This window comes from Bradyrhizobium sp. B039 (assembly GCF_038965675.1).
Lineage (GTDB): Bacteria > Pseudomonadota > Alphaproteobacteria > Rhizobiales > Xanthobacteraceae > Bradyrhizobium > Bradyrhizobium diazoefficiens.
In genome coordinates this window covers 6,829,845-6,843,796 of record NZ_CP152416.1, presented here as the reverse complement: position 1 = coordinate 6,843,796, position 13,952 = coordinate 6,829,845, and the positions used below count along the sequence as shown (strand labels likewise).

Here is a 13,952-nt window from a genome sequence, read left to right as displayed (position 1 = left end):
GGGCTCGTGCTTCGCACGCCCCGGAATGACGACAGGGGTCAATTCTTCAGCCGGTACCCGGTGCGGAAAATCCACCAGATCGCGACCAGGCAGATCACCAGGAACGCCGTCGTCATGCAGATGCTGACGGCCACACTCACATCGGCGATCTCGTAGAAGCTCCAGCGGAAGCCGGAGATCAGATAGACGACCGGGTTGAGCAGCGCCACCGTGCGCCAGGTGGGTGGCAGCATGTCGATGGAATAGAAGCTGCCGCCGAGGAAGGTCAGCGGCGTCACCACCAGCATCGGGATCATCTGCAGCTTCTCGAACCCGTCGGCCCAGATGCCGATGATGAAGCCGAACAGGCTGAACGTCACCGCCGTCAGCACCAGGAAGGCCAGCATCCAGACCGGATGGTGGATATGCAATGGAACGAAGAGCCCGGCGGTGGCCAGGATGATCAGGCCGAGGATGATCGACTTGGTCGCGGCGGCGCCGACATAGCCGAGCACGATCTCGAAATAGGAGATCGGCGCCGACAGGATCTCGTAGATCGTGCCGGTGAATTTCGGGAAGTAGATGCCGAACGAGGCGTTGGCGATGCTCTGCGTCAGCACCGAGAGCATGATCAGGCCCGGCACGATGAAGGTGCCGTAGCTGACGCCCTCGACCTGGCTGATGCGCGAGCCGATCGCGGCGCCGAACACCACGAAATAGAGCGAGGTGGAGACCACCGGCGAGACGATGCTTTGCAGCAGCGTGCGCCAGGTGCGCGCCATTTCGAACAGATAGATGGCGCGGATGGCGCGGTGATTCATGACGTCCTCACGAGGTCGACGAAGATGTCCTCGAGCGACGATTGCGTCGTGTCGAGATCGTTGAAGCGGATGCCGGCGGTGCGGAGGTCGCTCAGCAGGCTGGTGATGCCGGTGCGCTCGCCCTTGGTGTCGTAGTCGTAGACCAGCGTCGCGCCGGAATCGCAGAGGTCGAGCTCGTAATGGCCAAGGCTCTCCGGCAGCGAGGAGATCTTGTTCTGCAAGTGCAGCGTCAGCCGCTTCTTGCCGAGCTTCTGCATCAAGGTCGCCTTGTCCTCGACCAGCACGATCTCGCCCTTGTTGATGACGCCGATGCGATCGGCCATCTCCTCGGCTTCCTCGATGTAGTGCGTGGTGAGGATGATGGTGACGCCGGACTGCTGGAGCGTGCGCACCACCTCCCACATGCCCTTGCGCAGCTCGACGTCGACGCCGGCGGTGGGCTCGTCCAGGAACAGGATCTGCGGCTCGTGCGACAGTGCCTTGGCGATCATCACGCGGCGCTTCATGCCGCCGGAGAGCGTGATGATCTTGCTGTCCTTCTTGTCCCACAGCGAGAGGTCCTTGAGCACCTTCTCGATATGGGCTGGGTTCTTCGGCTTGCCGAACAGGCCGCGGGAGAAGCTCACGGTCGCCCAGACGCTCTCGAAGGCGTCGGTGTGGAGTTCCTGCGGCACCAGGCCGATCAGCGAGCGCGCCTTGCGGTAGGAGGTCTGGATGTCCTCGCCGCCGACGAGAACGCGGCCCTCGCTCGGATTGGCGATGCCGCAGATGATCGAGATCAGCGTGGTCTTGCCGGCGCCGTTCGGCCCGAGCAGGGCGAAGATCTCGCCGCGCTTGATATCCAGATTGACGTTCTTGAGCGCCTTGAAGCCGGACCCATAGGTCTTCGACAAATTGGCGACGGAAATGATGGAAGACATGATGGCCGCAAGTCTGAGGGGAAAGGCTGGGGAATGGAGCTGGAACCCGCCCAGGCGGGCCGGTCAGCGGTGCCCTGAGATAGGAATGCCATTGCCCGGTCGCAATTGGCCGGAGAAAAATGGTCTCAAAACAGGCCCTTCGGTGGCAGGTTTCGGGCAAGTGTTGCGCGATGGTCACGGCTTGCTGCTAAGATTGTCGCTCACGCGGCTCTTTGTTGCGTCTGCAAGCAGGCCGTGGCTACGATTCCGGCCAATCGCAAAGCGTATTGTCCCCAGGGAAACCATCGATGAGACCGAACGGCCGTCACACCGCCGGCGCCAGCCAATTGCCCGCCATCCGTGTGTGGGCGATGTGCCTGCTCCTGCTGTCAGCTGTCGCCATGAGCCCGACCACCGCAAGGGCGGCGCCGAGCCAGGCCGCGGCCGCGACCACGCATGTCTACCTGCTCCGTGGCGTGCTCAACATCTTCTCGCTCGGGCTCGACACCATCGGCGCCCGGCTCGAGGCGCAGGGCATCCCGGTGACGGTCGCGAACTTCGTCTCCTGGTCCTCACTCGCCAATGAAGCTGCGACCGCCTACAGGGCCGGCCGCATCAAGACAATCATCCTGGTCGGCCATTCCTCGGGCGCGACCGCGCTGCCGGACATGATCGCCAAGCTCAACCAGCTCGGCGTGCCCGTGAAGCTCGCGATCGGCCTCGATTCCGTGTTCAAGACCAGGCTCTCGACCGGCGCCGAACGCTACATCAACATCTATATCGGCGATGGTCCCGGCGAGCCGGTGCGGCCGGCGGCCGGCCTGCGCGGCAAGCTCGACAATGTCGACGTGCGCGGCACCGGCGTCGGCCACATCTCGATCGACAAGAACGAGGCGATCCAGCGCCGCGTGATCGCCGAGATCGACGCCGCGATCATGCGCTCGCGCGCGCCGGCTCCGGTCGCCGAGCCCGGCGCACCCCGGCAGGCGCGCTCGGCGGCGGCGACGGCGCCGCGGAACTGAGGAGCTTTGCGCGGCGAGCCGTGTTGTTCGACCGCGCAGCTGTCTCTCTGCATTGACCGGCAAGCTCAGAGATCGCGAAGAGCGGAAGTGAGCGGACGCGCGTCATTGCGCGCTCACATCGTCACACCAAGAACGCGCGAATGCTCTCCGCGATTTCCCTCGCGTGCGTTTCCAGTGCGAAATGTCCGGTGTCGAAGAACTGAACCACTGCGTTGGGATTGTCGCGCTTGAACGCCTCGGCGCCGGGCGGGATGAAGAACGGATCGTTCTTGCCCCAGACGGCCAGGAACGGTGGTTTGTAGGTGCGGAAATAGTCCTGGAATGACGGATAGAGCGCGACGTTGCTCCTGTAGTCGCCGAACAGGTCGAGTTGCACGTCGTCCGAGCCGGGGCGAGCCAGGTAGAAATTGTCGAGGTTCTGCCCGTCCGGCGACACCAGGGACGGATCGGGGACACCGTGCGTGTACTGCCAACGCGTCGCGTCCGGCGTGAGCAAGCCGCGCAGCGCCTCACGGTTGGCGGGCGAAGGATCTTGCCAGTAGGCTTTTATCGGAGCCCAGCCGTCGCTGAGACCGTCCTCATAGGCATTGCCGTTCTGCGAGATGATCGCCGTGATCCGTTCGGGGTGATTCAGCGCGAGCCGGAAGCCGGTCGGCGCGCCATAGTCGAAGACGTAGACCGCGAAACGATCGAAGCCGATCACCTCGGTGAAGCGTTCGATCACCTTAGCGATGTTGTCGAACGTGTAGCGGAAGGTTTCGCGCGAGGGCATGTCGGATTGGCCGAAGCCGGGCAGGTCAGGTGCCACGATGTGGAACCTGTCCGCGAGCAGCGGGATTAGATCGCGGAACATGTGGCCGGCGCTCGGGAAGCCGTGCAGCAGCAGGAGCTTTGGCGCGCCAGCAGTGCCGGCCTCCCGATAGAACACCTTGAAGCCATCAACGTCTGCGGTGCGATAGGTGGTCGGGGCCATGCCAGTCTCCGTCCGTCCAAGTAACCTGTTTAATGTCTTTAATAAGGTTACTTCGTTGGCGAGTAACTTGTCAATTGGTATTTATCAGGTTACTTCTGCCCTGCCTCTTCAGACCGGCCAAGGACCGCTCATGGACCGCCCACCCGCCATGTTCATCGCCGACTCGCTTGGCCTTGATTTCCTGAATTCGGTGGCGACGCCGGTCGATACGCCCGTCGATTGGATCGACGATGGCGATGGCCTGATCGACTGGCTGGAGCAGGCGAAGCTGGTGCCGGCGGATGAACTGCACGCACTGAAGGCGCGCGCGGCGCCGGGTGAACTGGATGAGGTCGCGGATCAGGCGCGTGCCCTGCGCGAATGGTTTCGTGGTTTCGTTCTGGAGCATGCCGGCCGGCCGCTCACGGCGGATGCATTGCGCGAACTCGGTCCGTTGAACGGCCTGCTGGAGCGCGAGGAGTCATTCCGCCAGATCGAGCCGGGACACGGTGATGTCGGCGGCGTTCTGAAGCTGCAAACGAAGCGGCGCTGGCGCTCGGCCGAATCCCTGCTGCTGCCGGTCGGCGAGACCTTGGCCACGTTCGTCTGCGACGAGGACTTTTCCGACGTGAAGGCGTGCGAGGGCCACAACTGCACGATGCTGTTCGCCGACCACACCCGCAGGCGCGCGCGGCGATGGTGCATCATGGCGGTCTGCGGCAACCGCGCCAAGCAGGCCGCACACCGCAATCGGCTCAAGAGCAGGCAGTGACGAGGGCAGGCAGGTGGTGGCTTCGTGCTGCCTTGTTGGGGCGCGCGTCCCCAGCTTATCACGGGCTCCTGATGGGGGGACCGCGTGTCGCGACCGCGTTCGGTGCCCCAAATTCCACCCAATCGGTGGTCACTAAGCAACCGGGGGACGGCGTTTGCCTTCCGTGGTGGGACTGCTGGACTGATGCTTGATCCAAGGCGAATCCTCGTGCTGGCAGCGGTTGCGCTGCTCGCCTTGAGCACCGGTGCGGCCGTTGCCTCACCCGCCAAGTCAAAGCCTGCCGCGGCCGCGCCCGTTGCGCCGCCGCCTCCGCCGGCCGAGCCGCTGCCGCCGCCGAAGATCTACCTGTTCCGTGGCGCCATGGGGCCGATCTTCTCGACCGGCATGGACCGGCTCGGCGAGAAGCTGACGAAGGCCGGCTTTTCCGCCGATGTCTACGAATTCACCATCTGCCGATGGATCGGCGATCGTGCCATCTCCAGCTACAAGGAAACGCCGGCGCCGATCGTGCTGATCGGTCACTCCATGGGCGGGCTGTGCTCGGTCGTCATCTCCGAGATGGCGGCCAAGGAGAACATCCCGATCAGCCTCGTCATCGCTATCGATCCCGCGCATGCGACCGGCGACGTGCCGCTCAATGTCGAGCGCTTCATCAACATCTTCCTGTCCGACAGCGTGCTCGGCGGCGGCGATGTCGTGGCCGTGCCCGGCTATCGCGGCCATTACGCGAGCTACGATCTCAAGGAGAACAGCCGCGTCTCGCACATCAACATCGAGAAGTCCGACGACATCCATCGCCAGATCGTCGAGATGGTGACGCAGTTGCCGCGCATTCCCGCGCAGGCCCAGGGCGATGCCGTGCCGCTGCGCTATCTCGTGCCGGCGAATACGCTGGTGGAATTGTGGGACTCCGGCGTGCGGGTACCGGTACGCCGCGGCGACACCATGGAGAGCATCGCCGCAGCCAATCGCGTGCCGCTGTGGTCGATCGCGCAGAGCAACTCGCTTGCAGAGAACGCGACCCTCACGCCCGGCCAGTCCATCGTCGTCCCGCGCCATCTGACGCCGCCCGAGCCGACGGCAGCGCTGACGACGCCGCCGCCTCCGGCGCGGCGGTAAGCGGTTAGCAGCGGAGATCGCCGGGACGGACGTGGCCTGACGCCGAGCGCCATTCCGTGTGTTGCCTTGTCATTCACGCAACCGCTGCCGCGGCAGCCGTCTTGGTGCTGGTGTCGCCAAGGACGAGCGAGCCATGGCGGAAGCTTGGCTCGCCGGTCGATAGGGCGCGGCGAGAAGCATCAGGAACAATGCCCTTTCCGCCGCATATTTCGCCGCAGGCCGGCCATTTTCGGACCCGTGCATGACGAGGTGACCTTCGGTCGTGCAGACACGCCAGCGCCATGTCCTTCGGCCATATCTTCTCAAGAACATTTCGAAGGTGGGGAGGTTATCGGGCATTTCAATTCGCCGTGTCAGCTTGTGTCATGAGCAGGGTTGCCTTCCCGATCGTCCTCTTTGGAGCTCGAAGCGTGAGAGGAAACGCAGAGGCTGCAAGCTTTTCGATCGCGGAACGCTCCTCGGACAGGCGCCTTTCAATGAACCGCCGCTCGACCTCCGTCAGTTCGGTCTTGAGCAATCGTTGGTAACGGCCGATGTTGTTGCGGTGTGCGCGCAACAAGGCCAGCTCTTCATCAATCATCATCATCGCAATCCCCCGTTGAGCGGCCGTTGCCTAGGCTGCGAGACCTGTTCGCAAGATGGACCGCGTGCGGACCGGCTTGCCGCCCGGAGGACCCTTTGGATGGTGGTCCAGCATCGCGAGCGCTTCCAGAATCTCGTCGATGGTGACGGGCTTGTCCGAGCCCGGCAGTTCTCTCAGCGCCGGGTTTGAGGCAACGCTGGCGGCGTCTGAAGCCCAGGACGCGAGGATCGCTCGCTTCTCGCCGATCGACAGAGCCGGATCCTCGACGACGTCGCGGGGATGAGCATAGACAGAGCCGGGGTGCAGTATTGCGTTCAGGTCGATGATGTTGTCAGCATGATCGATCATGAGAGGTCCTCCTTCTCCTTTCGCTAAAACCTCTGTTTGCATTGGGGTACGCGGCTGAAGGCCGCGGTCGATCCCGCCCGACGATCAGGCGGGATCACCAGGTCTCCGACAAAACGAAAATCAGGCGGCTCTGCCTTCGAGCTGATGCACGGTGCCGGACGGCGCGGCATTGATGGCAATTCGCCGCGGCTTCATCGCTTCAGGAATCTCCCGGATCAGTTCGATCTTGAGCAGACCGTTCTCGAACGCGGCGCTCTGCACCTGAACATAGTCGGCCAGGTTGAACTGCCGCTTGAAGGGCCGCGCGGAAATGCCCCGGTAGAGATACTCGCGTTCGGCCTTGTCCGCCTTGTTTCCCTCGACGATCACCGCATTCTGCTCGGCAGTCACGGAGACCTCGTCGGGCGAAAAGCCCGCGATCGCGAGCGAAATCTGGTAGCGATCCTCGCTGACGCGTTCGATGTTGTAGGGGGGATAATTATCCTCGCCGGCACGCTGTGCCGTTTCAACGAGGTCGAAAAGGCGGTCGAAGCCAATGGTCGAACGCCACAGGGGAGAGAAGTCGTAAGTGCGCATAGCCAAATCCTCCAAGGAGCAAAATGGATACGAGCGGCACCGGACACGACCGGTGCCCGTCTCAGTCGTTCCCGACCCATGAGGCGTCGGGGACGCCACCTCTCGGCGGCAACGGAAAAATAAAAAGACGCAGTTTCGGTTTCAAGAGGGGGGCTAAAATTTTTGGACCCTCCCGCGCCTCGCGGAGGGAGGTGGTCGTGCCTGCGACCAAGGTCAGGCGCCGGGCGCCGCCGGCAACGCCGTCGGAGCCCACCATGGTCGCCGCGCCGGCGTTGCTGAACCCACTACACGTTCGAACCGTGGATCGCGTCGATGACGGCGTCGGTCACCTCCTTCGTCGTCGCCTTGCCGCCGACGTCGGGCGTCAGCACGCCGGCCGCGCAGACGCGCTCGACCGCCGTCATCAGCCGTGACGCGGCGTCCTTCTCGCCGAGATGTTCGAGCATCTGCGCGCCGGTCCAGAAGGTCGCGACGGGGTTGGCGATGCCCTTGCCGGTGATGTCGAAGGCCGAGCCGTGGATCGGCTCGAACATCGAGGGGAAGCGGCGCTGCGGATCGATGTTGCCGGTCGGCGCTACACCGAGGCTTCCCGCCAGCGCGCCGGCAAGGTCGGAGAGGATGTCGGCGTGCAGGTTGGTCGCCACGATGGTGTCGAGGCTCTTCGGATGCAGCGTCATGCGCACCGTCATGGCGTCGACCAGCATCTTGTCCCAGGTCACATCGGGGAATTCGCCGGCGACCTCGGCCGCGATCTCGTCCCACATCACCATGCCATGGCGCTGCGCGTTCGACTTGGTCACGACGGTCAGGAACTTGCGCGGACGCGACTGCGCGAGCTGGAATGCGTAGCGCATGATCCGCGTCACGCCGACGCGGGTGAAGACGGCGACTTCGGTGCCGACCTCTTCCGGCAAACCTCTGTGCGCGCGGCCGCCCATGCCGGCATATTCGCCTTCGGAGTTCTCGCGCACGATCACCCAGTCGAGATCGCCGACGCCGACATTGCGCAGCGGCGAGGCGACGCCCGGCAGGATCTTGGTCGGCCGCACATTGGCGTATTGGTCAAAGCCCTGGCAGATCGGCAGGCGCAGGCCCCACAGCGTGATGTGATCGGGCACGTCGGGGGCGCCGACCGCGCCGAAATAGATCGCGTCGAACTTCTTCAGCTCCGCGAGGCCGTCGGCCGGCATCATCACGCCGTGCTTCTTGTAGTAGTCCGAGCCCCAGTCGAAGGTCTTGACGTTGAAGGCGAGGTCGCCGCTGCGCCTGGCCAGCGCCTCCAGCACGCGGACACCGGCCGAGATGACCTCGGGGCCGATGCCGTCGGCGGGAATCGCTGCGATCGAATGGGTGCGCATGGAAATGCTCCGTTTGAGAGATCAGTGGGATTGCGGGACGGGTTCGACGGGCGCGGTCTGCGCGCGCGACAATAGCAGGGTGAGGACCGCGGAGAGAACGAGCAGGCCGGCGACGAAATAGAGCCCGCCGACGAAGCTGCCCGTCTGGTCCTTGATCCAGCCGATCATGGCGGGCCCGACGAAGCCGCCGAGATTGCCGATCGAATTGATGGTGGCGATGCCGGCTGCGGCCGCGGGACCGGACAGGAACAGCGTCGGCATGCTCCACAGCGGCGGCTTTGCCGAGGAGATGCCGATGTTGACGAACGCGAGCGCAACCAAAACGGCGACGACGCCGGCCGCAAGCCCGGCATAGGCGAGCCCGGCTGCGGCGAGCAGGCAGGCCCACACCACATGCCAGGTCCGCTCGCCGGTGCGGTCCGAATGCCGCGCCCACAGGATCATGGCGACGACCGCGGCGGTTGCCGGCAGCGCGTTGAGGAAGCCGACCTGGAGCGAGGACAGGCCGAACTGCTTGATGATCTGCGGCGCCCAGACGCCGAGCGTGTAGAGGCCGGCCGAGGTGCCGAAATAGATCAGCGCCAGCGCCAGCACGCGCGGATCGGCAAGCCCGCGCCAGATGCTGTGGCTCGCGGTCGCGGCCTTGCTGGTGGTCTCCGCGTTCATGGTCTCGACCAGCCAGCGGCGCTCGTCATCAGTGAGCCATTTCGCCTTCTCGGGGCGGTCGGTCAGGAAGCCGAGCACGACGAAGCCGAGCAGCACGGCCGGCAGCGCCTCCAGCACGAACAGCCATTGCCAGCCCTTGAAGCCGAGCAGGCCGTCCATCTCCAGCAGCGCACCTGATATCGGCGAGCCCAGCACGGTGGAGAGCGGCGCTGCCGCCATGAACAGCGCGGTCACCGCGGCGCGCTGGCGCGCCGGGAACCAGTAGGAGAGGTAGAGGATGATGCCGGGAAAGAAGCCGGCTTCGGCGACGCCGAGCAGGAAGCGCAGGATGTAGAAGCCGGTCGGCCCCTGCACGAACGCCATCGCCGCCGACACGATGCCCCAGGTGATCATCACCCGCGCGATCCAGATCCGCGCACCGATCTTGTGCAGGATGATGTTGGAGGGCACCTCGAACAGGAAATAACCCCAGAAGAAGATGCCGGCGCCGAAGCCGTAGACCGCGGGCGACAGGCCGATGTCCTTGTTCATCGTCAGCGAGGCGAAGCCGATATTGACGCGGTCGATGAAGGCCACGAAGTAGAGCAGCATGATGAAGGGAACGATGCGCCAGGTGATCTTGCGCAGCACGCGCGTCTGAATCTCGCTCGCCACCCTGGCCTCCTCAAGTTCCGGCTTGTTGTGTCGGCGGACCCGGAGGTCCATGCCGGCAACGAGCGTAGTCGGGAGGAAAGGGGGGACTCAATTGGCGCTGGTTTATACAAAAAAATGATATAATCCTCGCGAGGAGAGGCGAGAGGACCCTGGATGGAATTGCATCAGCTTCGATGCTTCGTGGCGGCGGCCGAGCAGTTGCATTTCGGCCATGCGGCGCAGCAGCTCCAGATGCTGCCGTCTGCGCTCGGGCGCCAGATCAGGCTGCTGGAAGAGGACCTGGGCACGCGGCTGTTCGCGCGGACCACGCGCGCGGTGTCGCTCACCGAGGACGGTGCGACGCTTTTGCGCGATGCCCGCGCCATCCTCGCCAAGGTCGAGGCGGTCGAGAATAATCTGCGCAACCGTTCGCGTGCCGGGGCCGCCCGGCGGCTGCGGGTCGGCGCCATCGACAGCGCGGCGGCGGGATTGCTGCCGCCGCTGCTGCGCGATTTTCGCGACAAGCATCCCGACATCGCGGTGCAGCTTCTGGAGGACAAGACGGTCCGGCTGCTGCCGAAGATTTTGACCGGCGCGCTCGATCTCGCTTTCGTCCGCCCGCCCGACAGCGCGGACAAGCGGCTCGAATTCCGCGATCTGCTCCAGGAGACCGCCATCGTGGCGTTCCCGCAGCGCCACGCGCTCGCGGAGCGCAAGTCGATCACGCTGGCGCAGATCGCCGACGAGGCCATGCTGGTGCCGGACCGCCGCTCGCGGCCGCACAGCCACGATCTCACGATCAAGCTGTTCGAGCAGGCCGGCCTCACGCCGCGCATCGTGCAGGTCGCCGACGAGAAGCAGACCATCATCCATCTGGTGGCAACGAAGCTTGGGGTGGCGATCGTGCCGCGCTGGACCACGCGCATGGCGGTATCAGGCGTGCGCTTCGTGCCGCTCCGGCCGAAGCAGAGCGGCCCGGTCGGCCGGCTGCCGCTCGCCGCCGCCTGGCTGCGCGGCTCGCGCGATCCGGCCCGCGATGCGATGCTGGCGGTGCTCGAGGCCCGCCTGCGCAGCTATGCGCGCGAGGCCTGAGGGGCTATGACATTGGCGTGGATAGAAGGTGGAAGGTGATGACGGATCGGAAAGCTTCGAGCGAATTGCGGGTGGCCATCGCGGGCCTGGGCTCGATCGGCACCAAGATCGCCGCCGCGCTCGATCAGGGCATCGAGGGGCTGACACTGTCCGCCGTCGCCGTGCGCGATCCCGCCAAGCATCAGGCATTCCTCAACGGCCTGCGTCGCCCGCCGCAGGTTCTGCCGATCGACCAGCTCGGCGAGGCCGCCGACATCGTGGTCGAGTGCGCACCGAGCAGCCAGCTGCGCGCGATCGTCGAGCCGGCAGTGAAGCGCGGCAAGGCCGCGGTCGTCGTCAGCGTCGGCGGGCTGCTCGACAATTTCGATCTCGTCGATCTCGCCCGGGCCAATGGCGGCCGCATCATCGTGCCGACCGGCGCGCTGATCGGGCTCGATGCCGTCAACGCCGCTGCCATCGGCACCATACATTCGGTGAAGATGGTGACGCGCAAGCCGATCGACGGGCTGAAGGGCGCGCCCTTCATCCTCCAGAACAACATCGACATCGACAAGCTGCGGGAGCCGCTCAAGCTGTTCGAGGGCACGGCGCGCGAGGCCGCAAAAGGCTTCCCGGCCAATCTCAACGTCGCGGTCGCGCTGTCGCTCGCGGGTGTCGGGCCTGATCGCACCTCCGTGCAGATCTGGGCCGATCCGACCGTCACGCGCAACGTTCACCGCATCGAGGTCGAGGCGGATTCGGCGCGCTTCTCGATGTCGATCGAGAACATCCCGTCCGAAAATCCCAAGACCGGGATCATCACCGCGCTGTCGGTAATCGCGCTGCTGCGCAAGCAGCGCGCCACACTGTGCGTCGGGACGTAAACCTTTACGCGCCGGTGACGCGCCAGATCACGTTGCCGACGTCGTCGGCCATCAGCAGCGATTTCTTGTCGGGGCCGATCACGACGCCAACCGGGCGGCCGTAGGATTCCTTCTCGTCCGGGGACAGGAAGCCCGACAGGATGTCGCGACCGGGGCCGGACGGGCGGCCGTTCTCGAACGGGATGAACACCAGCTTGTAGCCGGAGAGCTTGCTGCGATTCCACGAGCCGTGCTGGCCGATCACCATGCCGTCGGGGAAACCCGGCAGCGTGCCTGCGGGCATCCAGCACAGGCCGAGCGAAGCGGTGTGGCCGCCGAGCGCATAGTCCGGCGTGAGCGCCTTGGCGACCATTGCCGGATCCTGCGGCACGCGGTCGTCCACCGTCTTGCCCCAGTAGCAATAGGGCCAGCCATAGAAGCCGCCATCGCGCACCGAGGTCAGATAGTCCGGCGGCGTCTCGTCGCCGAGCCCGTCGCGCTCGTTGACGACGGTCCAGAGCACGCCGGTCGTCGGCTCCCAGGCAAGGCCCACCGGGTTGCGCAGGCCGGCACCAAAAATGCGATGCGTGCCGGCGGCGAGGTCGAGCTCATAGACCGCGGCGCGGCCTTCCTCGACCTCCATGCCCATCTCGGCGATGTTGCTGAGCGAGCCGACGCCGGCATAGAGCTTCCTGCCGTCGGGACTGGCGAGCAGGCTGCGCGTCCAGTGGCCGCTCGGCTTGAACGTGGTGAGCCGCTTGCCAAGCGCAGTGATGCGGTCGGCATTGGCGACATAGGGGAAGGCCATCACGCCGTCGGTGTTGCCGACATAGAAGGTGTCGCCGACCAGCGCCATGCCGAACGGCTGGCTGAGGTTCTCCATGAAGGCGCCGCGAACTTCGGCGACGCCGTCGCCGTCCTTGTCGCGCAGCAGCGTGATGCGGTTGGCGGAAACGCCGAGCGCGGCGGCGCGCCGCATCGTCGCCTGCATCGCGTAGTGAAACACGGATCGCGGCGGCCCCGCGATCTGGGTCGCTTCCGCGATCAGCACGTCGCCATTGGGCAGCACCTCGATCCAGCGCGGATGGTCGAGGCCGGTTGCGAACGCATTGACCTTGAGCCCGGGCGCGACGGTCGGCTTCTGGCCCTCGCTCCAGCCGCGGGCGGTCGGCATCTTCAGCGTCGGGATCGCGCCTTGCGGCTTTGCCTCGGGAATGGCGGGCGTCTGGCCCCATGCGGGCGCGGGCTCTGTGCCGGACAGCTTCCGCCATTGCAGAGCGATGCCGCCGAGAAGCGCAACGAACTGCGCAAAAATGCTGGAAAAGGTCATGAGAAGCCCCTGTCGAACCTGCGGCACAGTCCAACGCCGGATTGCTCCAGGCCCCGCGCGGGCCCAGGCCTGATCGTCGACCTCTCCAGGTCAACCATGGATGTCGTCGTGCCTCATTGCGCGCGCATCCAACTGGGTGGCGGTAAAAAGGTCAACCTGTGCGGGCTCGGATCGGGACGTTTATGGCGCGGATGGCAGCACGCCGAATTTGCATGGCAAGGATGCAGGCGCCGATGCAGTGGCGCACGCTGCCTCCTCAACGTCGTCCTGGCTTTCGCCAAGACGACATCGGAGGATATGGCGGGCTTGTTACATCACCGCGGCGACAGGAACGGGATGATCATCGGCACGCGGCGGCAATAGGCGCCGTAGGCGTCCTCGCCGAGCTCCTTCGACAGGAACACCTCTTCCATCCGCCCCTTCTGCCACATGCCGAGCGAGATCAGGATCGCGCCGAGGATCGCGGTCACCGTCCCGACCGCGATGCCGGTCGCCAGCATGCCGGCGATCAGGCCGGTGTAGATCGGATGACGCACGATGCCGTACGGGCCGGTGTCGATGACGCGGTGGTCTTCCTTGTGGGTGATGGTGTTGGACCAGAATTTTCCGAGATGCAGCCGTCCCCACCAGGTGAAGGAGATGCCGGCGAGCACGATCAGCGCGACGATGTAGACGCCGGTGTTGCTGAACACCCAGAGCGGCTTCTCACCGAGCACTTCGGCGGTCCACGGCGTGAACAGGATGCCGCCGACCAGGATCGGGATGCGATAGCGGCCGGACTCCAGGGTCATCACCTGCTTTTGCGTGCGGCCCTGCCAGAACGAGGCGCCGACCCAGCTGGCGAGCCAGGCGAGCCAGATCAGGGCGAGCAGTTGCGTCGGCCAGGTCGTGGTCCAGCCACCCCAGGCGACAGAGAGAAGCTTGCTGAAATCGAAGGACATGAAGGTTCTTTGCGTTAGG

Annotated in this window: 15 protein-coding genes; 5 read left to right on the top strand and 10 right to left on the bottom strand. The window is 65.2% G+C overall.

Going from position 1 to position 13,952, the window contains the following annotated elements; all coding sequences use genetic code 11:
* Positions 1-38: 38 nt before the first annotated feature.
* Positions 39-800 carry an ABC transporter permease gene (locus AAFG50_RS32520; RefSeq protein WP_011089319.1) on the bottom strand — a complete coding sequence of 254 codons (762 nt, stop codon included), beginning with the start codon at positions 798-800 and terminating at the stop codon, positions 39-41.
* Positions 797-1,720 (bottom strand): ABC transporter ATP-binding protein, encoded by a 924-nt coding sequence (locus AAFG50_RS32515; protein ID WP_028176227.1) that lies wholly within the window; start codon positions 1,718-1,720, stop codon positions 797-799. Before AAFG50_RS32515 ends, AAFG50_RS32520 begins: the two co-directional genes overlap by 4 nt.
* A 287-nt stretch (positions 1,721-2,007) precedes the next feature.
* On the opposite strand from AAFG50_RS32515, the gene AAFG50_RS32510 reads away from it, so the two are divergent.
* Entirely contained in the window at positions 2,008-2,721 is a 714-nt protein-coding gene (locus AAFG50_RS32510) for a hypothetical protein (protein ID WP_028176226.1), read from the top strand.
* 121 nt (positions 2,722-2,842) lie between these two features.
* On the opposite strand, the gene AAFG50_RS32505 is transcribed toward AAFG50_RS32510, so the two are convergent.
* Positions 2,843-3,694: an alpha/beta hydrolase gene (locus AAFG50_RS32505; RefSeq protein ID WP_028176225.1), complete on the bottom strand. Its 852-nt coding sequence runs from the start codon at positions 3,692-3,694 to the stop codon at positions 2,843-2,845.
* Positions 3,695-3,824: 130 nt separating this feature from the next.
* On the opposite strand from AAFG50_RS32505, the gene AAFG50_RS32500 reads away from it, so the two are divergent.
* Both AAFG50_RS32500 and AAFG50_RS32495 read left to right on the top strand, forming a co-directional pair.
* Positions 3,825-4,445, top strand: a complete 621-nt coding sequence (locus AAFG50_RS32500) for an ABATE domain-containing protein (protein ID WP_028176224.1) — start codon at positions 3,825-3,827, stop codon at positions 4,443-4,445.
* Positions 4,446-4,628: 183 nt separating this feature from the next.
* Complete coding sequence (locus AAFG50_RS32495; protein ID WP_028176223.1) at positions 4,629-5,564, top strand: LysM peptidoglycan-binding domain-containing protein; 936 nt, start codon at positions 4,629-4,631, stop codon at positions 5,562-5,564.
* A gap of 340 nt (positions 5,565-5,904) precedes the next feature.
* Here the strand turns inward: AAFG50_RS32495 and AAFG50_RS32490 are convergent, their stop codons facing one another.
* The 5 genes from AAFG50_RS32490 to AAFG50_RS32470 form a co-directional block, all read right to left on the bottom strand.
* Entirely contained in the window at positions 5,905-6,144 is a 240-nt protein-coding gene (locus AAFG50_RS32490; protein ID WP_039186088.1) for a hypothetical protein, read from the bottom strand.
* Positions 6,145-6,177: 33 nt separating this feature from the next.
* Positions 6,178-6,495 carry a hypothetical protein gene (locus tag AAFG50_RS32485; RefSeq protein ID WP_028176221.1) on the bottom strand — a complete coding sequence of 106 codons (318 nt, stop codon included), beginning with the start codon at positions 6,493-6,495 and terminating at the stop codon, positions 6,178-6,180.
* A 120-nt stretch (positions 6,496-6,615) separates the two neighbouring features.
* Positions 6,616-7,071 (bottom strand): Hsp20 family protein, encoded by a 456-nt coding sequence (locus tag AAFG50_RS32480; RefSeq protein ID WP_011089311.1) that lies wholly within the window; start codon positions 7,069-7,071, stop codon positions 6,616-6,618.
* A 284-nt stretch (positions 7,072-7,355) separates the two neighbouring features.
* Positions 7,356-8,429, bottom strand: coding sequence for a tartrate dehydrogenase (locus AAFG50_RS32475; RefSeq protein WP_028176220.1), 1,074 nt, complete (start codon positions 8,427-8,429; stop codon positions 7,356-7,358).
* A gap of 21 nt (positions 8,430-8,450) precedes the next feature.
* The gene (locus AAFG50_RS32470) at positions 8,451-9,749 is read right to left on the bottom strand and encodes an MFS transporter (RefSeq protein ID WP_028176219.1); all 1,299 of its coding nucleotides are present in this window, start codon (positions 9,747-9,749) and stop codon (positions 8,451-8,453) included.
* Positions 9,750-9,902: 153 nt separating this feature from the next.
* On the opposite strand from AAFG50_RS32470, the gene AAFG50_RS32465 reads away from it, so the two are divergent.
* Together AAFG50_RS32465 and AAFG50_RS32460 are read left to right on the top strand one after the other, a co-directional pair.
* Positions 9,903-10,820, top strand: a complete 918-nt coding sequence (locus AAFG50_RS32465) for a LysR family transcriptional regulator (protein WP_028176218.1) — start codon at positions 9,903-9,905, stop codon at positions 10,818-10,820.
* Positions 10,821-10,858: 38 nt separating this feature from the next.
* On the top strand, positions 10,859-11,683 hold the full coding sequence (locus AAFG50_RS32460) for an aspartate dehydrogenase (protein WP_028176217.1): 825 nt from the start codon (positions 10,859-10,861) through the stop codon (positions 11,681-11,683).
* A gap of 4 nt (positions 11,684-11,687) precedes the next feature.
* Here the strand turns inward: AAFG50_RS32460 and AAFG50_RS32455 are convergent, their stop codons facing one another.
* A complete protein-coding gene (locus tag AAFG50_RS32455) occupies positions 11,688-12,992 on the bottom strand; it encodes a sorbosone dehydrogenase family protein (protein WP_028176216.1) in 1,305 nt (434 codons plus the stop codon).
* 314 nt (positions 12,993-13,306) lie between these two features.
* Positions 13,307-13,933, bottom strand: coding sequence for an isoprenylcysteine carboxylmethyltransferase family protein (locus AAFG50_RS32450; RefSeq protein ID WP_011089305.1), 627 nt, complete (start codon positions 13,931-13,933; stop codon positions 13,307-13,309).
* Positions 13,934-13,952: the final 19 nt, after the last annotated feature.

Excerpts from the sequence above, each read along its gene's own strand:
- AAFG50_RS32520 (WP_011089319.1), bottom strand. The coding sequence starts at position 800 with ATGAATCACCGCGCCATCCGCGCCATCTATCTGTTCGAAATGGCGCGC.
- AAFG50_RS32515 (WP_028176227.1), bottom strand. The coding sequence starts at position 1,720 with ATGTCTTCCATCATTTCCGTCGCCAATTTGTCGAAGACCTATGGGTCC.
- AAFG50_RS32510 (WP_028176226.1), top strand. The coding sequence starts at position 2,008 with ATGAGACCGAACGGCCGTCACACCGCCGGCGCCAGCCAATTGCCCGCC.
- AAFG50_RS32505 (WP_028176225.1), bottom strand. The coding sequence starts at position 3,694 with ATGGCCCCGACCACCTATCGCACCGCAGACGTTGATGGCTTCAAGGTG.
- AAFG50_RS32500 (WP_028176224.1), top strand. The coding sequence starts at position 3,825 with ATGGACCGCCCACCCGCCATGTTCATCGCCGACTCGCTTGGCCTTGAT.
- AAFG50_RS32495 (WP_028176223.1), top strand. The coding sequence starts at position 4,629 with ATGCTTGATCCAAGGCGAATCCTCGTGCTGGCAGCGGTTGCGCTGCTC.
- AAFG50_RS32490 (WP_039186088.1), bottom strand. The coding sequence starts at position 6,144 with ATGATTGATGAAGAGCTGGCCTTGTTGCGCGCACACCGCAACAACATC.
- AAFG50_RS32485 (WP_028176221.1), bottom strand. The coding sequence starts at position 6,495 with ATGATCGATCATGCTGACAACATCATCGACCTGAACGCAATACTGCAC.
- AAFG50_RS32480 (WP_011089311.1), bottom strand. The coding sequence starts at position 7,071 with ATGCGCACTTACGACTTCTCTCCCCTGTGGCGTTCGACCATTGGCTTC.
- AAFG50_RS32475 (WP_028176220.1), bottom strand. The coding sequence starts at position 8,429 with ATGCGCACCCATTCGATCGCAGCGATTCCCGCCGACGGCATCGGCCCC.
- AAFG50_RS32465 (WP_028176218.1), top strand. The coding sequence starts at position 9,903 with ATGGAATTGCATCAGCTTCGATGCTTCGTGGCGGCGGCCGAGCAGTTG.
- AAFG50_RS32460 (WP_028176217.1), top strand. The coding sequence starts at position 10,859 with ATGACGGATCGGAAAGCTTCGAGCGAATTGCGGGTGGCCATCGCGGGC.
- AAFG50_RS32455 (WP_028176216.1), bottom strand. The coding sequence starts at position 12,992 with ATGACCTTTTCCAGCATTTTTGCGCAGTTCGTTGCGCTTCTCGGCGGC.
- AAFG50_RS32450 (WP_011089305.1), bottom strand. The coding sequence starts at position 13,933 with ATGTCCTTCGATTTCAGCAAGCTTCTCTCTGTCGCCTGGGGTGGCTGG.